The sequence below is a fragment of the Mucilaginibacter inviolabilis genome (assembly GCF_011089895.1).
Lineage (GTDB): Bacteria > Bacteroidota > Bacteroidia > Sphingobacteriales > Sphingobacteriaceae > Mucilaginibacter > Mucilaginibacter inviolabilis.
The window spans coordinates 389,027-409,703 of the sequence record NZ_JAANAT010000004.1; the positions used below are offsets into that span (position 1 = coordinate 389,027).

General features: G+C 39.6%; 21 protein-coding genes. 6 read left to right on the plus strand and 15 right to left on the minus strand.

Going from position 1 to position 20,677, the window contains the following annotated elements; all coding sequences use genetic code 11:
• Positions 1-86: 86 nt before the first annotated feature.
• Genes G7092_RS25225 through G7092_RS25240 form a run of 4 tightly spaced genes read right to left on the minus strand, consistent with a single transcriptional unit; the run spans position 87 to position 2,049 of the window.
• Complete coding sequence (locus G7092_RS25225) at positions 87-569, minus strand: dihydrofolate reductase (protein WP_166093931.1); 483 nt, start codon at positions 567-569, stop codon at positions 87-89.
• 46 nt (positions 570-615) lie between these two features.
• A complete protein-coding gene (locus G7092_RS25230; RefSeq protein WP_166093933.1) occupies positions 616-996 on the minus strand; it encodes a type II toxin-antitoxin system death-on-curing family toxin in 381 nt (126 codons plus the stop codon).
• On the minus strand, positions 993-1,181 hold the full coding sequence (locus G7092_RS25235; protein WP_166093936.1) for a hypothetical protein: 189 nt from the start codon (positions 1,179-1,181) through the stop codon (positions 993-995). Before G7092_RS25235 ends, G7092_RS25230 begins: the two co-directional genes overlap by 4 nt.
• 46 nt (positions 1,182-1,227) lie before the next feature.
• Positions 1,228-2,049 (minus strand): thymidylate synthase, encoded by an 822-nt coding sequence (locus tag G7092_RS25240; protein ID WP_166093938.1) that lies wholly within the window; start codon positions 2,047-2,049, stop codon positions 1,228-1,230.
• Positions 2,050-2,229: 180 nt separating this feature from the next.
• Here G7092_RS25240 and ispE point away from each other — a divergent pair, with 180 nt between their 5' ends.
• Complete coding sequence (ispE, locus tag G7092_RS25245; RefSeq protein WP_166094551.1) at positions 2,230-3,036, plus strand: 4-(cytidine 5'-diphospho)-2-C-methyl-D-erythritol kinase; 807 nt, start codon at positions 2,230-2,232, stop codon at positions 3,034-3,036.
• Positions 3,037-3,158: 122 nt separating this feature from the next.
• On the opposite strand, the gene G7092_RS25250 is transcribed toward ispE, so the two are convergent.
• The 5 genes from G7092_RS25250 to tgt all read right to left on the minus strand — a co-directional run bounded on the left by G7092_RS25250 (position 3,159) and on the right by tgt (position 8,611).
• A complete protein-coding gene (locus G7092_RS25250; RefSeq protein WP_202985415.1) occupies positions 3,159-4,046 on the minus strand; it encodes an NAD(P)-dependent oxidoreductase in 888 nt (295 codons plus the stop codon).
• A gap of 16 nt (positions 4,047-4,062) precedes the next feature.
• Positions 4,063-4,341 carry a hypothetical protein gene (locus tag G7092_RS25255; protein ID WP_166093940.1) on the minus strand — a complete coding sequence of 93 codons (279 nt, stop codon included), beginning with the start codon at positions 4,339-4,341 and terminating at the stop codon, positions 4,063-4,065.
• Between the two features lie 1,024 nt (positions 4,342-5,365).
• Entirely contained in the window at positions 5,366-6,274 is a 909-nt protein-coding gene (locus tag G7092_RS25260; protein ID WP_438861468.1) for a DMT family transporter, read from the minus strand.
• On the minus strand, positions 6,271-7,374 hold the full coding sequence (locus G7092_RS25265; protein ID WP_202985416.1) for an LptF/LptG family permease: 1,104 nt from the start codon (positions 7,372-7,374) through the stop codon (positions 6,271-6,273). The genes G7092_RS25260 and G7092_RS25265 overlap by 4 nt, the downstream gene beginning before the upstream one ends.
• 106 nt (positions 7,375-7,480) lie before the next feature.
• On the minus strand, positions 7,481-8,611 hold the full coding sequence (tgt, locus tag G7092_RS25270; protein ID WP_166093945.1) for a tRNA guanosine(34) transglycosylase Tgt: 1,131 nt from the start codon (positions 8,609-8,611) through the stop codon (positions 7,481-7,483).
• Between the two features lie 271 nt (positions 8,612-8,882).
• Here tgt and G7092_RS25275 point away from each other — a divergent pair, with 271 nt between their 5' ends.
• The 3 genes from G7092_RS25275 to rsmG are packed head-to-tail and all read left to right on the plus strand — an operon-like array spanning position 8,883 to position 11,213.
• Positions 8,883-10,001 carry a glycosyltransferase gene (locus G7092_RS25275; protein ID WP_166093947.1) on the plus strand — a complete coding sequence of 373 codons (1,119 nt, stop codon included), beginning with the start codon at positions 8,883-8,885 and terminating at the stop codon, positions 9,999-10,001.
• The gene (locus G7092_RS25280) at positions 9,992-10,597 is read left to right on the plus strand and encodes an RNA polymerase sigma factor (RefSeq protein WP_166093949.1); all 606 of its coding nucleotides are present in this window, start codon (positions 9,992-9,994) and stop codon (positions 10,595-10,597) included. The genes G7092_RS25275 and G7092_RS25280 overlap by 10 nt, the downstream gene beginning before the upstream one ends.
• The gene (gene rsmG / locus G7092_RS25285) at positions 10,587-11,213 is read left to right on the plus strand and encodes a 16S rRNA (guanine(527)-N(7))-methyltransferase RsmG (RefSeq protein ID WP_166093951.1); all 627 of its coding nucleotides are present in this window, start codon (positions 10,587-10,589) and stop codon (positions 11,211-11,213) included. The genes G7092_RS25280 and rsmG overlap by 11 nt, the downstream gene beginning before the upstream one ends.
• Positions 11,214-11,314: 101 nt before the next feature.
• On the opposite strand, the gene G7092_RS25290 is transcribed toward rsmG, so the two are convergent.
• Both G7092_RS25290 and G7092_RS25295 read right to left on the minus strand, forming a co-directional pair.
• Entirely contained in the window at positions 11,315-12,550 is a 1,236-nt protein-coding gene (locus G7092_RS25290; protein ID WP_166093953.1) for a M56 family metallopeptidase, read from the minus strand.
• Positions 12,547-12,924 (minus strand): BlaI/MecI/CopY family transcriptional regulator, encoded by a 378-nt coding sequence (locus G7092_RS25295; RefSeq protein ID WP_166093955.1) that lies wholly within the window; start codon positions 12,922-12,924, stop codon positions 12,547-12,549. The genes G7092_RS25290 and G7092_RS25295 overlap by 4 nt, the downstream gene beginning before the upstream one ends.
• Positions 12,925-13,112: 188 nt before the next feature.
• Between G7092_RS25295 and dprA the strand changes: the two genes are divergently transcribed.
• On the plus strand, positions 13,113-14,210 hold the full coding sequence (dprA, locus tag G7092_RS25300) for a DNA-processing protein DprA (protein ID WP_166093957.1): 1,098 nt from the start codon (positions 13,113-13,115) through the stop codon (positions 14,208-14,210).
• A 287-nt stretch (positions 14,211-14,497) separates the two neighbouring features.
• On the opposite strand, the gene G7092_RS25305 is transcribed toward dprA, so the two are convergent.
• From G7092_RS25305 to sppA, 4 genes are all read right to left on the minus strand, one after another.
• The gene (locus G7092_RS25305) at positions 14,498-14,974 is read right to left on the minus strand and encodes a SixA phosphatase family protein (RefSeq protein WP_166093959.1); all 477 of its coding nucleotides are present in this window, start codon (positions 14,972-14,974) and stop codon (positions 14,498-14,500) included.
• Positions 14,975-15,058: 84 nt separating this feature from the next.
• The gene (locus G7092_RS25310; RefSeq protein ID WP_202985417.1) at positions 15,059-16,024 is read right to left on the minus strand and encodes a glycosyltransferase family 9 protein; all 966 of its coding nucleotides are present in this window, start codon (positions 16,022-16,024) and stop codon (positions 15,059-15,061) included.
• A gap of 88 nt (positions 16,025-16,112) precedes the next feature.
• Complete coding sequence (locus tag G7092_RS25315; RefSeq protein ID WP_166093961.1) at positions 16,113-17,795, minus strand: DNA polymerase/3'-5' exonuclease PolX; 1,683 nt, start codon at positions 17,793-17,795, stop codon at positions 16,113-16,115.
• 491 nt (positions 17,796-18,286) lie between these two features.
• Entirely contained in the window at positions 18,287-20,056 is a 1,770-nt protein-coding gene (gene sppA / locus G7092_RS25320) for a signal peptide peptidase SppA (protein ID WP_166093964.1), read from the minus strand.
• Positions 20,057-20,142: 86 nt separating this feature from the next.
• Between sppA and folK the strand changes: the two genes are divergently transcribed.
• Positions 20,143-20,622, plus strand: a complete 480-nt coding sequence (gene folK / locus G7092_RS25325) for a 2-amino-4-hydroxy-6-hydroxymethyldihydropteridine diphosphokinase (RefSeq protein ID WP_166093966.1) — start codon at positions 20,143-20,145, stop codon at positions 20,620-20,622.
• Positions 20,623-20,677: the final 55 nt, after the last annotated feature.

Here is a 20,677-nt window from a genome sequence, read left to right on the forward strand (position 1 = left end):
TAAGCTTTTTTTAAATAAGACGGCAAATCTAATAAAATTTCGCAAGCATGAAATTTTAAATTAAAACAATTTGATGACAGAAAATGTTACCTGCGTTCCAACGTGATGAAGGAGTAGGTGTACTTGTTTTTTTCGTCGGGTTCAAAGTTTTCCCTTTCTGTCTCTTTCCATTCCTGTGGATCTAATTCAGGGAAAAAAGTGTCGCCATCAAAATCCTGGTCGATCACGGTTAAGTAAACCCGGTCGGTAAGTGAAATGGCTTGCCGGTAAATTTGGGCGCCACCAACGATAAATACTTCCTCCTCGCCAATGCAAAGCTCCAGGGCGTCTTCTATAGAACCTGCAACTTCACAGCCCTCAATAGCGATGGACTGCTGGGTTACTACTATGTTACGACGTTTGGGTAATGGTTTGCCAACCGACTCATAGGTTTTACGCCCCATGATTACGGTGTGTCCGGTGGTGACATCCTTAAAATGTTTCAGATCGTTAGGTAAGTACCAGAGTAATTTATTGTCTTTGCCTATAGCGTGGTTTTTGGCTGTAGCAACTATGATAGATGTGGTCATTGGTTTATTAGTGTTATTGGTTCAGTAGTTAATTAGTCTTGGTAGCTTAATTTATTTGCTTAACTTTTTCAGCCAGCCATAATTTTATACCATCAAAATTTAATTCTCCTTTACTTGCTGATATTGTCATATCATATTTTTCATCTTCAGTGGCATAGATATCAAGTTCAAAATCAAGAAGTGTCAGTCTGAGTAAAGCATAGGCAGTTCTTTTGTTACCATCAAGAAAGGGATGATTAATGATAATACTTTCAAAGATAGCGGCAGCTTTGTCAATGGCTTCTGGGTACAGATCCAGTCCGTCAAAGGTTGCATTGGGGCGGGCTATAGCAGCTTCTAACCCTCCCTGGTCTCTTATACCTTTAACGCCACCAAACTTTTCAATTAAAATATTGTGGATTAAAAGAGTTGTTTGAAAGTCGATCATTGAGCAAGTCTTTGCAATAAGCCTTTATCTTCAGAAAGGATTTTTCTTAAATTATTAGCAAGCTTGATTTGCTCGGGTGATTGTGTTTGTAATTCTTTTACAAAATCTAAAATATCCTGTAATACAGTTTCAGGTACCTGGTCAAGTACTTTTTGTATTTCGTTTTTTATTTGAACCGAAGTCATATTCAAATTTACAAATTTTTAAAGTAATGGCAAGCAATGACCCAATCTACACCGCCACCTCGGCCTTAATGTGCGGCCATGGGTCATAGTTCTCCAAAGTGAAATCTTCAAACTTAAAGGCGAAGATGTCTTTCACTTCAGGATTAATCTTCATGGTTGGCAGGGGACGAGGCTCACGGCTTAATTGCAGATGGGCCTGATCCATGTGGTTATTGTACAGGTGAGCATCGCCAAAGGTATGAATGAAGTCGCCATAATCCAGATCACAAACCTGTGCCATCATCATCGTGAGCAGAGCATAAGATGCGATGTTAAATGGTACACCCAAAAATATATCGGCGCTTCGTTGATACAATTGACAAGACAGTTTGCCTTTTGTTTCGCCTTTGCCCAGGTTTGGGGGCTCCACATAAAACTGAAACAAACTATGACAAGGCGGCAAGGCCATCTGATTAACGTCGGCCACGTTCCATGCCGATACAATCATGCGGCGCGAATCGGGATTGTTTTTAATTTGATTGACCACCTGGGTTATCTGGTCGATGTGACCTCCGTCGGGTTTTGGCCACGAACGCCACTGATAACCATACACCGGCCCGAGGTTGCCTTCGGCATCGGCCCACTCATCCCAAATGCGAACGCCGTTTTCTTTCAGGTAGCTGATATTGGTATCGCCGCTCAAAAACCAGATCAGCTCGTGGATGATGGATTTAAGGTGCAGCTTTTTGGTGGTTACCATCGGGAAGCCATCTTTGAGGTTGAAACGCATCTGGTAGCCAAACACACTTACCGTACCGGTTCCTGTCCTGTCGTGCTTCTGCGCGCCGGTTTCCATTACATGGCTCATCAAATCGAGATACTGTTTCATTTTGTAGATTGTGATTAAGTTGATTGGGTAAATGGTTGGATTGAGTTGATTAAGTTTTGAAGGCTTAATGAACTCATGAACCGGTAAACCAATGAACAATTTTAAAAGGCAAAGAAAAATAATCTAATTTTGACATCCTAACCGATGTGTAAAAATACACGCGGTGTTAGTCTTTTTTCTATGATCCTTTTTCCCAACGCAAAAATAAACATTGGCCTCAACATTACCGAACGCCGGCCCGATGGTTATCATAATCTGGAAACCATTTTTTATCCCATCAACATCAAGGACGCGCTTGAGGTTGTAGAGAGTGATCAATTGAGTTTTGAATCCTCCGGTTTGGATATCCCCGGGAGGGCGGAGGATAATCTTTGTATCAAAGGATATCACCTTTTGAAAAATGATTATGACCTGCCGCCGGTGAGTATTCATCTGCATAAGAATATTCCTATAGGAGCCGGGCTTGGTGGAGGATCTGCTGATGCCGCTTATTTTATCAGGCTGATGAATCAACAGTTTGAATTGGGGTTATCCGTGGAGGAAATGACGGGTTATGCCCGCAAGCTTGGTGCCGACTGCGCTTTTTTTATCGAGAATAAACCTGTATTCGCTTTTGAGAAGGGCGACGAGTTTGAATCGATCAGGTTGGATCTGTCCAACTATAAAATTGCTTTGGTGATGCCCGATGTTCACATATCAACTGCCGAAGCTTACAGAGGGGTGAAGCCTGCACTGGTAAAAGAATCATTATTTGATCTCATCGCAGAGCAGCCCATCACTGAATGGAAAAGGTATATTAAAAATGATTTCGAGCTATCGATTTTCAAGAACCACGCGGAGATACGGGGCGTTAAAGCATCCTTGTACGAAGCCGGTGCTATCTACGCCAGCATGAGCGGGAGTGGAGCCTCGGTGTTTGGCATATTTGAGCAAACACCAGATCTGCGGCACCTGGAAGCAGAGAATGAAGTGTTTTACGATGTGTAGTTAGATTTCGGATTTCGGATGTTCGATTTAGGATTTGAAAGCTTGCCGATTTGAAAACTCAATGTCTTTAAATCCATAATTACCAAATCCGAAATCGAACATCCGAAATCCGAAATAAAAAATCACACTCCTGCATCTTCACTTACGCCACGTCCAATAGCCTCTATCCAATCAGTCTCGCCCCAGCCTTTTGCTACGGCGCTCAATAAGCGGCTGTGTAGAGTGTTCACCAGTGGCATGGGTGTCTGGCTTGTCTGGGATAGTTTAAATGCAAGACGCGCGTCCTTATAGCCTAATTTCGACTTGAAACCTACCGGCTCATATTGTTTGTTGGCGATGGCCCGGCCATAGTTTTGAAAAATGGGGACGTTGAACAGCGTCGATCCGAAAAAGTTGGCTACCTGTGCCCTGTCCAGTCCGTTCTTCTCTGCGAGTGTATAAGCTTCCGCCATCATCTCCATCGAAGCCATGATCATAAAGTTGCCTGCAATTTTTACCACATTCGCTCCACCTGCCGATTCGCCAAAATCAATCACTCCCTGACCAAGGCAATCCAGTATCGGCCTGGCAGTATCTTTGGCGTGTTGGTTGCCGGATACACAGATCCAGAGTTTGCGGGCTGCTGCTGCTTCGGCCCGGCCAAATACCGGAGCTGCCAGATAATGGTTGCCGGCTTCTTCATGAAGCAAGGTAAGCTGTTCAGACGTTTCGGGCGAAACAGTGCTCATGGAAATGTGCAGCGCGTGCTCAGGTAATTTTTCCAATATGCCCTGATCACCCAAAGTTATTTCCTTCAGAACATCATCGTCAGAAAGTACGGTGATCACGATGTGGGCTCCTTCGGATGCATCGGCAGGCGTTTGGCATTTGGTGACGTATGCCTGATCGAGCTCATCGGTTTTTGAATGGGTGCGATTATAAACCTGTAAGTGATAGCCCGACTTGATAAGATTTTGAGCCATAGGCATGCCTATGTTACCAAGGCCGATAAAGCCGATTTTCTTTTCCATAATTGTTGTGTAGCTGTTAGCTGATGTATTCTCTGTCTTCGTCGCTTAGTGTATTGGGGTCTTCTTTCTTGCGGATGTTGTCGTGATAGCCTTCAATGTCAAATTTTGCTTTCTTGGGTCGGCCGACAAGCCAGCCTAAAATAAAAGCTACTACGGCTACCACTGCCATCATCATCAATTTTGAAACATAAAAATTCGCGAATAAAAAAGCGAACGGAACCCTATCTGTGTTTTGCGCCAGCGCGGCTGTGAGCAAAATGGTGATGACTATTATGGTGATTGTTTTAATGCTCATGATGATTTGATTTAACAGTTTATACAATATCCGGTTTTTAAATCTTTATTAAAAATCATTTTCATCCGGCGCTTTGTGAAAATTCAAAAACATGGAGGGAAGGGTGTGTTTGAAATGGAAGCACCTGGGAAAATGATTTTCAGTTTTTATGAAGAAAGCGAAATGGATTTTGGATAGGGGAGAATTTAAATCCAGGTGAAAAAATCAACCAAGGAAAAACTGCCAGTTTAAAAAAATATGAGCGCCAAATGAAGACCCTGTTCCATGATTTCTGCTCTTCTGTTTTTTGACCTTTTCTGCCTCTTGGATTGCCAGACGTAGAGTCGGAAATAAGCTCTTGCTCCTTCGCTGAGAGTTCGAAAAATTTCACAGGATTTAATTTTTTGTATACAACTGGGAAGGATGTATCCTTTTTATTTCATTCTGAATTTTTAGGTTCATAACACTATCCTTAAGCTTTTATCCTAAATCCTTAATCTGTATTTTTTATTTATATAATGTTATATATTTATCTGAATATAAATTATATAAATAGATTATTTAAGTATATAAATTTTATTTGCTAATATTTTTAGTTTTTTGATATTTTACTTAGGTCTTCTTTGTTTAACTTTTACTTTTGATTAATCAAATAAATATTTGATTATTAAATTATTATAAAATTTAATTAATCTATGTTTTTAATTTTTTTTGATAAAATTTAAGGTATAAAAATGGTAGAACTAAAGATTTCATAAAATTGATTGAGTTTTTATTTAGTACACTAACTTAAAAATGAATTTTGCGACTGTTGTGTGAAAGAATGTTTAAACGGTGCTAAACCTGTCAAAAAATAATAATGGCTTACAGGGCTTAAAAATGGCCTTTAAAATCGGGTGCTTTCTATCCCCTATCGGGATAGGTCGGCGTCAAAAACAGAAGGAGTTGGTCTGCTTTTTGTCTCCATGCAGAGGGTTACCTGGGGGATAAATAGCCCGGGTATTTGCAGGGAAAAGTACAGGCTAAGGGAGTCGAAAAAGAAAAATTAAGACCTTACTTTTCGTTTGGCGATTTGCTTTTGAGCTACGGGATATAGGAATATTGTAGACAAAATAATGACCGCTCCCACCCAGAAACCTATCGTCATTTTATTCATATCACCGAAAAAAATGAACGACATCAGGATACCATAGACCGGCTCAAGGTTAGTGATGAGGGCTACTTTAAAAGCCGAAAGTTCGCGCATTACGGATACTCCGGCAACGTAGGCAAGTGATGTACATATGGTGCCAAGCAGTAGCAGATAGCCGATATCTTTTGGGTTTAGAATGAGCGAGCTGTTAAATCCAATGGTCAATAAGAGATATATGGATATCCAAAAAAATGCTCCTGTCAGCTCATAAAAAGCAATGATAGGTGCTTCGTTTTTCTTTACAAGTTTTGAATTGATGATCGAAAAAAGACTTGCGCAAACGGCGCTTACGAGTCCGGTAATGATGCCCTTAGTGTAATGTGATTCAAATTTAAATATTAAAACAATGCCGGTTATGATTAGCAAACCTGCCATGATCTCTAGTTTTGAGATCTTTGTTTTATTCAATAAAGGTTCAAATATTGCCGTAAATAAAGTGATGCTGGAGAGGCAAACCAGCGTTACCGGAACCGTAGATAGCTTGATGGAAGCAAAGAAAAGCACCCAATGACCGCCAACTAAGGCGCCCGTAAAAGCCATTTTTAGGAACGTTTTTCTGTCAACTTTGATACTTGTTTTGTTAAAATTGAAGTATAAAAACAAAGATATAACGGCAATAAGCACCCTGTACCATACCAATTGTACTGCAGAAATGGTTATCAAATTACCCAAAATACCAGTAAATCCCCAGATAAAAACAGTGAAATGGAGGATGATCAGGTTCTTGTTAAGGCTCTCCTTATTGCTTTTTGTGACCACTATTTTGGCGCTTTTAAGAGTAAATAATAGCCCAGCAAACCAAATGTAGTATTAGGAATCATGACGGTAAAAATAGGAGGTACACCACCTTTTATGGAGAATACGATAGAAAATCTCTCTACAATAATGTAAGTAAAACAAAGTAAAATACCAATTCCGAGAGGTAAACCAACACCTCCCCGCACCTTTCTTGACGATAAAGCTACACCCACAATAGTTAAAACATAAGCAGATAAAGGGTATATAAAACGATGGTATTTTTCGTAATAGAGGTTATTTAAAACCTCCGGACGGCGCAGTTTTTCCTTGTCAATATTCTTATTTAAATCCTTTAAAGACATGGCAGCATATACATTATCATATACCACAAAGTCACTTGGGTGCATATCAAGCGTGGTATCTTTGGGCACAGAGCTGTTGATATATTGCTCTTTTAGGCCATTTATATACTTAACAGTGTAGTTTTTTAGCGACCAAATCCGTTTAACGGAGTCGTAGGTAACCTGGTTGGCAATCAATTTTTCACGGAGGGTATCGCCATTGAATTTTTCCATAATAAACTGATAGCCAGTATGCACAGTAGGGTCGTAATTTTGCAGATATACAAAGGTATGTTTATCTATCTGCATATGTACCTCAATTTTGGTTGGGTCATTATCAGTTATGCCATTGGCATTCTCAAAGTCGTTTTTTAAGTGATTGGTGAACGGAATGAGGTATACATTGGCAAAAAATGATACGATAAATATGATGGTTGAGGCTATAAAATATGGTCTTAAAAAGCGGTTAAAACTGGCTTTTCCACTCAAAATAGGCACAATTTCTGTTTGATTAGCCATCTTAGCTGTAAAGAATATTACCGCCAAAAAGTTAATCAGGGGCGATAGCATATTCAGGTAAAAGGGTATAAACCCGGCGTAATACTGAAATACGATATCATGAAGCGATGCGTGTTTATTGGTAAAATTATCTAGCTTTTCAGACACATCAAACACCACAGATACCGCAGCAAAAATACACATGGTAAACACAAAAGTGCCCAGGTATTTGCCCATGATAAACCTGTCAATAACCTTCAGATACCGGTGAATAAAAGCCTTCATTTTTTATTTATTAGTTCATTGGCCCATTGGTTCATTGGTTTCATTCGAGCGGTTATTAACATTGTAAAGGACTAATAAACTGACGAACCAATGAACTAATGAACGGCTATAATCGTTGGCCAAGTTGCTTAACCATGACGTTTTTCCAGTTATAAAATTCGCCGGATATGATCTTTTTGCGCGCTTCTTTAACCAGCCAAAGATAGAAATGCAGGTTATGCAAGGTAGCAATCTGGGCTCCAAGCATCTCACCCGAGTGTATCAAATGACGTAAATATGCTTTCGTGTAATTCTTATCTGCAAATAAATCACTGTCATCTTCAATAGCAGAGAAATCATTTTTCCACTTCTCATTTTTGATATTGATGATGCCATTTTTAGTAAAAAGCATGCCATTACGGGCATTACGGGTTGGCATAACGCAATCAAACATATCAATTCCTAAAGCTATGTTTTCCAATATATTAATAGGTGTTCCTACACCCATTAAGTAACGTGGTTTTTGCTCCGGTAATATATTGCAAACGATTTCGGTCATGGCATACATTTCTTCAGCGGGTTCGCCAACGGAAAGTCCGCCTATGGCATTGCCTTCACGCTCGTAAGAGGCGATAACTTCTGCCGATTTTACCCGCAGATCTTTATATACAGAGCCTTGTACTATAGGAAAAAGAGTTTGATTGTAACCGTATTTAGCCTCGGTACTGTCAAAGCGATCGCAACAACGCTTAAGCCAGCGATGGGTCATATCGATAGAGCGCCTGGCGTAATGATAATCGCATGGATAGGGGGTGCACTCGTCAAAAGCCATGATGATATCGGCACCTATAATGCGTTGGATATCCATTACATTTTCGGGTGTGAACAGGTGTTTTGAACCATCAATATGCGAACGGAAAGTAACGCCTTCCTCCTTAATTTTGCGGACTTCGGTAAGGGAATACACCTGGTAACCGCCGCTATCCGTTAAAATAGGGCCATCCCAACCATTAAATTTATGTAATCCCCCGGCCTGTTCAAGCGTATTAAGCCCTGGTCTGAGGTATAAATGATAGGTGTTTCCTAAAATAATTTGCGCTTCTATATCATTTTTAAGCTCATGCTGGTGTACTGCTTTTACAGTGCCGGCGGTACCAACGGGCATAAATATAGGAGTTTGTATAGTGCCGTGATCAGTGGTAACTTCACCTGCGCGGGCTTTTGAAAGCGGGTCTTGTGCTGTTAAATTAAATTTCATTTTGAGGTTGCAAAATTAGCAAATAAAGCGGATAAAGGACGAAAGGATAAAGGAACAAGGATTAAGAAACAAAAGATAAAAATTCGACAGGTTTACTTTTATGCAGGTTATCTTTTCTCATCGTTTATAATCTTTAATCCTTGTTCCTTTATCCTTACCCCGCCCAGTGTGGAAAAAAACAGGTCAGTGTGTGTAATAATCATGAAATAAACCCATGTTGGCCACTTTTATTCCGGCGATTTTTAACAAATTTGCCTGATATTATAACTGATTGGAAACTTATATACATAACGCGCTCTTCATTCTTTTTCAGCTGTGTTTTATCGTTCAGCTGTATTACCTGATAAGTAACCATAGCCGCCTTTCCCGGTATAAACCCGCGGAAGAATTACCGGAGGTATTGATACCTGTTTCGGTAATTATAAGCGCGCGCAACGAAGCCAAAAATTTGCAGGAAAACCTACCTTTTATACTGCAGCAAAACTATCCCGATTTTGAGGTGGTAGTGATTAATGATTGTTCATATGATTCATCAAATGATGTTTTGGATGATATGCAACGCGAATACCCGCATTTAAAGGTGGTTACCATAACCGAACATGACCGCTTTAAAACCGGGAAAAAATTTGCCCTTACCCTGGGAATAAAGGCCGCGAAAAATGAATACATGCTGTTTACAGATGCCGATTGCAAACCGGCTTCGCTAAACTGGATAACGCGTATGGCGGTTAATTTTAGTACTAAAGCTCAAATTATTTTAGGTTATTCACCTTATTATAAAACCCGTAACTTCTTGAATCCGTTTGTACGTTTTGAGACTATAAAAACGGCCATAAACTATTTGTCCAGTGCACTTAATGGAGACCCATATATGGGTATTGGTCGTAATTTGGGGTATACCAAAACGTTATTTTTTAGTCAAAAAGGCTTTGCTTCGCATATGCATGTGATATCCGGTGATGATGATCTGTTCGTAAACCAGCATGCTACCGCCGATAATACCATTATTGAAATACACCCAGAAACGTTTACTTATACCAGCGCAAAAACAACTTTATCCTCCTGGTACAGACAAAAAAAACGACATATGGGGGTTGGTAAATTGTATAAAAATAAACACAGGCGAATGCTCAGCTTTGACGCTATGAGTGGTTTTTTATTTTATATTTTGCTCATAATAGCACTCGTTTTTAAATATGAACCCTGGCTGGCATTAGGTTTGTTTGCTTTCAGGCTGATATTACAGTTTGTTATATACAGTAAGATATTTAAAAAGCTCGACGGTAAAGATTTGATATGGTATTTGCCATTTTTTGATATTATATATTATATGTACTTAAATGTTTTTGGGCTGATCGGGACATTTTTAAAAACAACCCAATGGAAATAAACGCCAATTTTACCGATAATGCAAAGAATGACTTTCACCTGGTAGTAAGGGCTCGTGAAGGGGATCAAAAGGCCTATGCCGATCTGATGCACAGGTATAAAGATTCTATTTATTTTATGGTTTTAAAAATGGTTAACAACAAGGAAGATGCGATGGATCTTACTGTTGAAACTTTTGCCAAAGCCTTTGAAAAACTGGATAAATACCAACCCGATTATGCTTTTAGTACCTGGCTGTTTAGGGTGGCTACTAATAATTGTATCGATTTTATCCGTAAAAAGAAGCTCAATACCCAATCTATTCATGGAATGACCGATGATGACGGGGACGAAAAACCATTACAAATAAGGGCAGATGTTTTGAATCCCGAAGAAACATCAATCAAAAAACAACAAACACAGGAGCTTAAATTATTGATTGAAAGCTTACCTCACCGGTACAGAAACCTGATTACGCTACGCTATTTTGATGAGTTATCATATGAAGAAATAGCCCAGCAGCTTGATTTGCCATTGGGTACAGTTAAGGCACAATTGTTTAGAGCCAGATATTTACTGGGTAATATCATTAATCGTTTTAACAGGGATGACATCTGATATCATATTTAAATACTTTCCGGATCTGACCGTAAAACAGCGTTCTCAAATTGAACAATTGCCTGAGTTGTATAACTTATGGAACAGTCAAATCAATGTGATTTCCCGCAAAGATATCGACCTTTTGTATGAGCGTCATGTGCTTCACTCTATTGGAATTGCTCAAGTAATGTCCTTTTTACCGGGTGAAAGTGTGCTGGATGTAGGTACGGGAGGTGGTTTTCCGGGTATTCCGCTGGCCATTTTATTTCCGGAAACCCGGTTCCATTTGGTTGATTCTATCGGTAAAAAAATAAAAGTAGTACAGGAAGTAGCTAAAGCTTTAGGCTTAACTAATGTAAAAGCCTCCCATCTTAGGGCCGAACAGCTGGATGAAAAGTTTGATTTTGTGGTATCGAGGGCGGTTACCCAACTCAAAGATTTTTATCCCTGGGTACGCGGTAAGTTCAGTAAGGACTCCAAAAATACTTTACCTAACGGAATTTTGTATCTAAAGGGCGGCGATCTGGAGCAGGAAATAAAAGAATCTGGCCTGAAAGTGCAACAATATCACCTTAAAGACTATTTCTCAGAAGAGTTTTTTGAAACCAAGCAGGTGATCTACGTGAAGGGATAGGCTGATAATGCCTTTACATGGAAAAATGCCGAAGCGGTTTTAGCCGTTCAGCAGTTTTAAAAACGGCCTCTTTTACCACTTGGTGGATTGAAAAGGGCGTTTTATTTATGATTATTCAATGTGTCAGATTTTGTCCTAATTGTCACCCCGATTTTAGCCGGTCTATCCTTAACATCTTTGACTACTTTTGGAGGGGCTTTTGAAACAACTGGCGACTCATCTATTTGTATTTCTTCCACCGGTTTTGAAGGTGCTGGAGGATCTTTTACAATTTTAGGTGGCATAAATTTTATAGCAGCTGCCTTATTTTTTTTGGTTGGTGGTACAGGCGGGGGTGGCGGAGGAGGCTGAGGCTTTGTTACCTTTACCTTTGGCGGTGGAAATTTCACAACGGTTATCTGGGATTTTTTTGCAGGAGGGGTTGGCGGCGGTGGCGGAACCTTCCCGCGTTTTGCCTTAATAATAGTGTCTAGGTGTTGCGGCACCAGATCAACCAGTGCATAAGTTTTACTGAAACCCAGCGTGGAGGCACAAAGGGCGCCGGCACAAATGGGTACAGCTACAAGGTATTTTAGCCTGGCTAAATTCCCTGAGCGTTTTTGATTTAACATAATTATCCTCTTTTTTAGTAAGTTATAATTGAAAAACGAAGGTGCAATCGATGAGCCACTAAGGCCGTACGCATTGTTTACCAAAAACGAAGAATAGGCCAGGATGTCGCTTTCAAAGGCGGCGGTTTGCTCATCGGCGATGTATTCATGCACAGTTTTAAGGCTGTTTTGCAGCAGGTAAACAATAGGATTAAACCAGTTAATGATCTTGATAAACTCCAGGAATAGCACATCTAAAGTGTGTTTTTGGCGAATGTGTACCATTTCGTGCCGGATAATGGTATTGGTGCCCGCTGTTTTTGAGCCGATAAATAGGTAATTGAAGAAAGAGAATGCCGTATTAGAGTCTTCAAGCACTACAATTTTGTATCTATTGTCAGTCGTTTTGCTGGTAGTTTGGGTGATTTTTACCAATTTGAACACCTTAAATAACAATAGGCCAAGCAATATCGTGCTTCCTAACAAGTAAGTATAAAAGAGGATATATTGTATACTGATATCTTGGTTTGTGGGCGATGTAAGATATCCTGCGTTTATTGTTTCATGCACGGTTGGTTTTAAAATTCCCACCTGTACAAGTGGTAACAGAAAGGATATAAGGCAACTGAGTAAAAGGTAAATCCTGTTTAGTGTATAATAGGTCTCCCTATTTAAAAACAGGCAATATCCGGCATAAAACACAGCAAGATAGATGTTTGCTTCGAGCAGATAATGCAGCCAGTTCATGATTTTTTGGTTTTAAGCTGATCAATTAAGGAGGTTAATTCATCTAATTCTTTTACGCCTAGCTTTTTTTCATCAACAATAAACGATACCAGGCTTTGATAAGAATTGCTGAAATAGTTTTTCATCATCTTATCAAATGTGAACTTTTTGTACTGATCGTCAGTAATGAGCGGGTAGTAAACATGCGAATTACCATATGCCTTATGGTCAATAAAACCCTTACCTTCCAACACTCGCACCACGGTCGATACTGTGTTATAAGCCGGTTTTGGATCGGGCATTTGTTCAATAATATCTTTTACAATAGCCTCTTTAAGTTGCCAAAGTATTTGCATTATTTGCTCTTCGGCCTTGGTTAATTCTTTTAAGTTCATGGTAAACTATTTTTATAGTTGGGTTAAATAAAGGTATAAACTATTTATATAGTTTGCAAACTATTTTTATAGTTTTTTTATTTGTGCTAATATTTTTAGGAATTTTTATATTTTTAGATGTGAATAAATTGGCAGGTTTCTAACAATTATCTGCATATCTGAGAGCTGAAATTTGCACCCTTATTAATATGTCATTACTACATAGAGTTGCGTTATCGTTTGTTAAAAACTTAGGTCCTGTATCGGCTAAATCATTGATTGCTTATTTGGGTTCTGAGGAAGAGGTATTCAGATCTTCCACGGTAAAAATGACCAGGATACCCGGCATCGGTGATAAAAAAGTGGCTCAATGGGACTTTGATGATGCCCTTAGAAAAGCCGAAAAGGAGTTGTTATATATTGAAAAACATCATATAGACCCCATATTTTACACAGATAGCAGGTACCCGAAACGGTTAAAGAATTGCGGTGACTCACCTATACTATTGTATGCAAGGGGCAATATGGATCTGAACCCGAAGCATGTGATCAGTATTGTTGGTACCCGCAACGCTACCGATTATGGTCGGTTATTATGTAAACAGTTGATTGAAGAATTGCAACAGTATAATATTTTAATAGTAAGCGGCTTAGCTTTAGGTATTGATGTAGCTGCCCACAAAGAATGTCTGAAGCACAATATACCCACAGTTGGTGTATTAGGACATGGGCTCGATAGGTTGTATCCCAGTCAAAATAGGGCCACGGCCGATAAAATGCTGGAAAACGGTGGTTTGCTGAGTGAATATCCATCGGGAACGATACCCGATCGGGAGAATTTTCCTCAGCGTAACCGTATCGTAGCCGGCATTGCCGATGCTACTGTGGTGGTGGAAGCCGGTATAAAAGGAGGGGCACTGATCACTGCCGAAATTGCTAATTCCTATAACCGTGATGTATTTGCTTTCCCCGGTCGTTTGGATGATAAATATTCTGAAGGATGTAACTTCCTGATACGTAATAATAAAGCAGGCTTATTGACTTGTGTTGCCGATCTGGCCTTTAGTTTGGGTTGGGAAAAAGCTGATAAGGCTAAGCCGGTTGATCAGTTTATTTTGCCTATTGACCTTTCGAAAGATGAACGTTTGATATTTGATATTTTACAACAGCACCCATCGCCTTTAGCTATTGATGATTTAACTATAAAAGCTAATATGCCTATGAGCATGCTGGCGATGAATCTGCTCAATATGGAAATGCAGGGTTATATTCAGTCATTACCGGGGAAAACTTATAAAGTGAGCTAGTGCCGTGTCATTTAGGAATTGATGGCTGGTCAATAATATTTATACCGAAAACATGGTTTACACTTTTTTAAAGAAATAAAATTTAAATAGTTTTTTATCAATTTGTTAAGTGTGTTTTAGCCATGAAAAGTGTAAACCATGTAAACCCACTTTTTGTTAACTGAGTCAACCCGATTCAAGACATACGTTAATTTGTGGTTGACATACCACCAAGTTGTACGTTAGATATTTCACTAATAGTTAGTTGATGAAATTACATACAACTTAAAACATATCATGTACAACAACTATCCCTTTGGTGAATCATAAAAGGATAAATGCCCATCTTCATTACTGATAGAACGCCAATCATCATTATCAAAACTAATCAATGCCATGGCGCAGGTGGGTACATCACGCAGCTGACCCGTGAGGTAATGTAGTAGCTGACTTATACCCGGATTATGACCAACCAGGCCAATATATCCATACTCATTAGGCAGGTTGTTGATCACGTTTACCAGAGTATTTTCGCTGGCCTCATATATTTTCATATTGGTTTGTGAGGGTGGCAATTGCAGGTGCTCTGTAAATATTTGAGCCGTAGTCAGCGTACGTAAAGCAGGGCTTGTTACTACTATTTCCGGAACAATAGCCCGATCTTTTAAAACGTCGGCCATCATTAACGCATCCTGCATCCCGGATTGTTTTAAGGGACGGTCAAAATCGGCATAACCGCTTTCATGAGTTGCCTTGGCATGGCGAATTAAAATTAGCTTCTTCATAGATTGGTAGTGTGTGTTTAGGATGTCAACTGATTACAATATAAGTGTAACAGTCTTAACTTTTATTAAGTTTTTAAGAATAATTTACTTGTTTGTGAACTGAACAATGTCATCTTCGGGCATATCATTCATGCACTTAAAGTGTCCTAAGGGGCATTTTTCTAACCCGAATTTGGAGCATGGACGGCAGGATAATTCAATGCCGGCAACCAGTACATCTTTAACCATATAAGGTTGTACTCCCAAAAGATCGGGTTCTGTGCCTCCCCAAACAGATACGATGGGCCTGTTAAATGCTTCGGCAATATGCGTAAGTCCCGTATCAAAACCGATGATACTTTTAGCTTCAGATACCAGGAAAACTGATTCATCAAGTGAGGTAATGCCGCAGGCATTATAAACTTTTGTGCCGATTTCGCCGGCTATGATGTCACCATTAGCTTTTACATCATTACCTCCCAATAATACCACAGGGTTATTTAGTTGCCGGCAAATATTGATGATCTTATCATTGGGCATACGTTTGGTAAAGTGTGTGGCGCCGATTACAAAAGCCACGTATCCGGTCTGATGCGATTCCGGTAACAGTTTGTTTAACTGATGATCAGCCTTAATATAGTAATCAATAGGTTGTCCGTCATTAATCACGCCTAAAAATTTAACCGCTTTAAGATATCGATTCACCAGGTGAGTGGGAGGGATTAGTTTTAACCTGAATTTAAGGCTGAGCCATTTTTTTACAGGCTGTTTTTTATAAGTTGATGACCGGATACCTGTGCGCAATTTGATAATGGCGGTACGCAGATTATTGTGAAGATCTATGATATAATCATATCCTTCGGCTTTTATTTCATCGATAGTTGCTGATAATGCAGGCTTTAATAACAGTAATTTATCCAAATACGGGTTGTTATCATAAATGTACTGGAAAGCAGGTTTGGTTAAAAAATGAATTTCAGCGCCAGGAATTTGCTTTTTGAGACAACGCACAACCGGTGTGGTATAAATAATATCCCCCATAGAACTAAAGCGGATCACCAGTATCTTCATTTAATTTTGAATTAGTGAGTTAGTGAATTAGTGAATGGTGAGCAGTGAATTTTTGATTTTTTGACTTTCCCCGCTCACTTTCCTAGCTCTATTTTACTGTCGCTCTCTTCTTTTCAAATACCTTGGTGATCTCTGGTAATGATAGAGCGTTGAGGCACATTTCTTTATACAAACCACCTTTGCGTGCAGCTAAAACACCGAAGCGCATATCTAAGAAACCCTCCACACGGTGAGCATCGGGGTTGATGGACAGCCAGACACCTTTTTCCAAAGCATATTGGTGCCAGCGCCAGTCGAGGTCGAGCCTTAGTGGATTGGCATTAATTTCGATCACCACATTGTTGGCCGCACAGGCATCGATCACTTTTTTATAGTTGATAGGATATCCACCACGGCTTAATAATAAGCGGCCGGTAGGGTGACCCAATATAGTGGTATATGGATTTTCAATAGCCGTTATCAATCTTGAGGTGGCTTTTTCCTCGTCCATTTTGAGTATGGAGTGAACGGATGCTACTATAAAATCAAATTTTTGAAGTATTTCGTCCGGATAGTCAAGCGAGCCATCATACAAAATGTCCGACTCAATACCTTTAAATATATGGAAGCCATCAAGCTTTTTATTCAAATGGTCAATCTCTTCTTGCTGTTGTAAAACTTGCTCAATACTCAATCCTTTGGCATAAAACGCGCTTTTGCTATGGTCGCACATGCCCAGGTATTCCAGTTTTAAGTTGTCGCGGCAATACAATGCCATCTCCTCCACAGTATTTACCCCGTCGCTCCAGGTACTGTGATTGTGCAGGCTGCCTTTCAAATCATGTGTAATGATCAGTGTAGGCAACTCATTTTTCTCGGCTTTTTCAATAAAGATACTACCCTCACGCAGTTCGGGCTGTATCCAGGCTAAACCGGCTTTGGTATAAATAATCTCTTCAGATTCGGGTTGTTCCAGCGGTACGTTAATGCGCTCTAACACGGCCTGAACATGATCATCGGTACCTGTATTGATGAATAATTCTTTAAAATAATCAGCTTTGTCAACACAGATAATATCAACTAATAGGCCATTTTGCAGTTCGCCCGCTATGTGGTTTTCATTCAAGGAAACATTATTCAGGATTTTTGAACCAAGCAGGGCATTATAGGCTATCTCGTGGTTTATACTACCAATAACAATCACGATTTCGGTAATGATTTCATTTAACCGGCGAAATTCGCCCGCAAAATGTTTCAGCGCATCTGGAAAAATGGCTTTTATCTCATCCATTAACTCATTGGCTTCCTGTTCTACCTGGGCAAACAGGAATTTGCCGTTACTGGCCATCCTGAATTCGATGGCTTTACGTATTTCTTCCTGGGTTTTAAAACCAAAGCCCTTTGCTTCTATCAGGCGATTTTCATTACAGGCATAATAGAGTTCGCCGGTATTTTCAATGCCTAATTCTTTCCAGATAATGGCCACTTTTTTTGGGCCTATACCCTTAATGCCCATCATTTCAACCACCCCTGCAGGCGTATTATCCAGTAATTCCTGCATTTCGGCAATAGTGCCGGTTTCAAACAGTTCAATGATCTTGGATGCAATGCTTTTGCCTATACCATCTACTTTTTCCAGTTGCTCCAGTGTTTTACCGGCAATAGGGAAAGGCAGCTTATCAACTTTAAAGGCGGCATTGGCTACCGATTTTATTTTAAATGGATTACCCTCATGCAGTTCCATGAGTTGCGATAGTAAACGAAGCGTGCGGGCTACGGGTTTGTTTTCCATAATAATATTGAGGTAGTAAAAATACAAAAAGCCATTTGTTTTTTAGGGTTCATTGGCTCATTAGTTCAGGGGTTAATTAGTAATTTATTCAACACCGATCTTGTGTAAGTGCCAATGACCAAATGAGCCAGTAATCAATGTTTCAAACTTTTTAAACCATAAATTTTAACACTTTTCTGTTCAAAAACAGGGTAAAAAAGCATCACTTTTGGTCATTTTAACAAAGTTTTAACGCCATTTTAACACTTTTTAACAAATTTTTGATGGGTTTTGAAAGGTTTAAAAAGTATTGAAATATTGATAATTAATTTAAAAGCAGTCTGTTTTTATCTCTTTTTTCCACTTAGCAAAACAGCCCGGTTTTCTCAAAAAAGAAAACCGAGCTGTCGTGTATTTAAAAATACGAAATATTAAGGAGGACACCTATTACACCTAAGAATAAAAAAAGCTGCCCATACAAGCAGCTTTAATCAAAATATAAACTGAAAACTTTATTTAATTTCTATACTGTAAGGCATGCGGGCTTGTGGGGTTCGCATCATTTGGGTAACGCTTTTAATTTGCTCGTAAACTTTGTAATTATCACCCAGTTCCGATTGTAATATCCGGCAGCGCGCCTCTGCGGTTACATCACCGCTGAGTTGGTTAAAGAAGCTTTTTTGCTCGGGATAGGCTACCAGGTTGTAGTTTTTAATATTGGCCTTTTTAGCGGCAGAGGCTATGGCATCGTTAATATTGCCCAGGCGGTCAACCAGTCCGTTTTTTAAAGCTTGTTCGCCTGTCCAAACACGGCCTTGGCCAATGCTGTTAATGTAGGCCTGGGTTTTGTGGCGACCCTCGGCAACGGCTTTGGTAAAGTCGTCATAGCCCCGGTTTACGTTATTTTGAAGTATTAGTTTTTCTTCGGGAGTTAATGGGCGACTAATATCACCCAGATCAGCATATTTCCCGGTTTTTACGCCATCAAAGGTAACGCCCAGTTTATCGTTAAAAAGCTTTTGCATGTTAGGCAAAATGGCAAAAATACCTATTGAACCGGTGATGGTATTGGGTTGAGCGATGATAGAATCGGCAGCACATGAAATATAATAGCCTCCGGATGCCGCTAAATCGCCCATCGAAACGATGATAGGTTTTACTTTTTTGGTTAGCATAACCTCACGCCAGATCACGTCTGAAGCCAGCGAACTTCCGCCGGGAGAGTTTACACGAAGTACCACCGCTTTTACTTTATTATCGAGCCTTACTTTACGCAGGGCTTTTGATATTCTTTCTGATCCGATGGTATTGTCATCGCCTTCACCACCAGAAATTTCGCCCGAGGCATAAACAACGGCTATACGATTTTTTGACGATGAATCATCTTTGTTATCACCATCAGCATTGCTCTTGGTATAATCGGCAAGTTCAACACTGTTCAGGTCGTTTTTACTTGGGGTTCCTGTGCGTGTTTTTAAATCATCCAGTATTTCATCTTTATATTTTAAGCCGTCAATCAGCTTTAACTTAACAGCATCTTCGGGTTGTTGTACCCGGCCATCATTGGCATAATTAAATAAAGAATCTTTGTTGATACCCCGGCTTTTACTGATACCTGTTAAAAAATGATCATATAACGACCCCAGGTAGGAGGTAACCTGTAAACGGTTGGCATCGCTCATTTTGGTAAGAAACAAGGGTTCAACAGCGCTTTTGAAAGTACCCACTTTAATGATCTGCACTTCGATACCTAATTTATCAAGCGCTCCCTTTAAAAAAGTAACCTGTGAATTAAAACCCTTAAGCTCAAAGATGCCTTTAGGGTTCATATAAACTTTATCGGCAACTGATGCCAGGTAATAAAATCCCTGGGTATATATTTCTGAATATGCTACGATGAACTTCCCTGATTTTTTAAAATCGATTAAGGCATTGCGGATCTCTTCGGTAGTAGCCTGGCCTGATACCATGTAGCTCTCATCCAGATATATGCCTTTGATGTTATTATCGGTTTTTGCCTTTTTTATGTTGGCCAGTATATCATTTAGCCCGGTTGATTTATCTTTATCCAATCCTAAAATTCCTAAGCCAGCCAGTGGATTATTGGGTGTGCGTTCGGTAATAGGATTTGTAAAAGCTATGTGCAATACTGAATTGGGCTCAACTTCAATTGTTTTATCGCCACTGGCCGAAATTATCCCTATCACAACTAAAACCAAAACAACGGTGATTAAAACTACACCAACAATGGTGGCCAGAACGAATTTGAAGAATTGTTTCATTAATGTTATAAATCTTTTTATCTATGCAAACTTAGTAATTAGGTACCGATAATGGTAAGAGCCGTTTCTATAATATTTGTTACAACATGAATGACATTTTTTTGCTTTTAGGCAGTAACCTTGGCGATAGGAAATTGTTTCTGAAACAGGCAATTGACTATATTGAAGCTGATATTGCCCCTGTTGTACAGCTATCATCGGTATTTGAAACTCAATCATGGGGAAAAACCGATGCTCCCGATTACCTGAACCAGGTAGTACACCTGCATACCTTGTTACCGGCAAGGGTATTATTGGAGAAAATACTGGCCATAGAAATTTTGCTGGGGCGTGAGCGTAAAGAAAAGTGGGGTTCGCGCACTATTGACATTGATATTTTGTTTTACGGCGATGAATTTATTGAGGAACCAGACTTGAAAGTTCCCCACCCCGAGCTCCATAAACGAAGGTTTACGTTGGAGCCTTTGGCCGAAATAGCAGCTGCTTTTGTTCATCCAGTGCTACATAAGAATATTTTGCAGCTTAAAAATGAACTTACAGACAACTTGATTGTAAAAAAAGTATAAATTAGTTGAGTGGTTGATAAGTGAATGGTTGATGGAGTGAATAGTTAGTCAAACC

Excerpts from the sequence above, each read along its gene's own strand:
- G7092_RS25225 (WP_166093931.1), bottom strand. The coding sequence starts at position 569 with ATGACCACATCTATCATAGTTGCTACAGCCAAAAACCACGCTATAGGC.
- G7092_RS25230 (WP_166093933.1), bottom strand. The coding sequence starts at position 996 with ATGATCGACTTTCAAACAACTCTTTTAATCCACAATATTTTAATTGAA.
- G7092_RS25235 (WP_166093936.1), bottom strand. The coding sequence starts at position 1,181 with ATGACTTCGGTTCAAATAAAAAACGAAATACAAAAAGTACTTGACCAG.
- G7092_RS25240 (WP_166093938.1), bottom strand. The coding sequence starts at position 2,049 with ATGAAACAGTATCTCGATTTGATGAGCCATGTAATGGAAACCGGCGCG.
- ispE (WP_166094551.1), top strand. The coding sequence starts at position 2,230 with ATGATCCTTTTTCCCAACGCAAAAATAAACATTGGCCTCAACATTACC.
- G7092_RS25250 (WP_202985415.1), bottom strand. The coding sequence starts at position 4,046 with ATGGAAAAGAAAATCGGCTTTATCGGCCTTGGTAACATAGGCATGCCT.
- G7092_RS25255 (WP_166093940.1), bottom strand. The coding sequence starts at position 4,341 with ATGAGCATTAAAACAATCACCATAATAGTCATCACCATTTTGCTCACA.
- G7092_RS25265 (WP_202985416.1), bottom strand. The coding sequence starts at position 7,374 with ATGAAGGCTTTTATTCACCGGTATCTGAAGGTTATTGACAGGTTTATC.
- tgt (WP_166093945.1), bottom strand. The coding sequence starts at position 8,611 with ATGAAATTTAATTTAACAGCACAAGACCCGCTTTCAAAAGCCCGCGCA.
- G7092_RS25280 (WP_166093949.1), top strand. The coding sequence starts at position 9,992 with ATGGAAATAAACGCCAATTTTACCGATAATGCAAAGAATGACTTTCAC.
- rsmG (WP_166093951.1), top strand. The coding sequence starts at position 10,587 with ATGACATCTGATATCATATTTAAATACTTTCCGGATCTGACCGTAAAA.
- G7092_RS25290 (WP_166093953.1), bottom strand. The coding sequence starts at position 12,550 with ATGAACTGGCTGCATTATCTGCTCGAAGCAAACATCTATCTTGCTGTG.
- G7092_RS25295 (WP_166093955.1), bottom strand. The coding sequence starts at position 12,924 with ATGAACTTAAAAGAATTAACCAAGGCCGAAGAGCAAATAATGCAAATA.
- dprA (WP_166093957.1), top strand. The coding sequence starts at position 13,113 with ATGTCATTACTACATAGAGTTGCGTTATCGTTTGTTAAAAACTTAGGT.
- G7092_RS25305 (WP_166093959.1), bottom strand. The coding sequence starts at position 14,974 with ATGAAGAAGCTAATTTTAATTCGCCATGCCAAGGCAACTCATGAAAGC.
- G7092_RS25310 (WP_202985417.1), bottom strand. The coding sequence starts at position 16,024 with ATGAAGATACTGGTGATCCGCTTTAGTTCTATGGGGGATATTATTTAT.
- G7092_RS25315 (WP_166093961.1), bottom strand. The coding sequence starts at position 17,795 with ATGGAAAACAAACCCGTAGCCCGCACGCTTCGTTTACTATCGCAACTC.
- sppA (WP_166093964.1), bottom strand. The coding sequence starts at position 20,056 with ATGAAACAATTCTTCAAATTCGTTCTGGCCACCATTGTTGGTGTAGTT.
- folK (WP_166093966.1), top strand. The coding sequence starts at position 20,143 with ATGAATGACATTTTTTTGCTTTTAGGCAGTAACCTTGGCGATAGGAAA.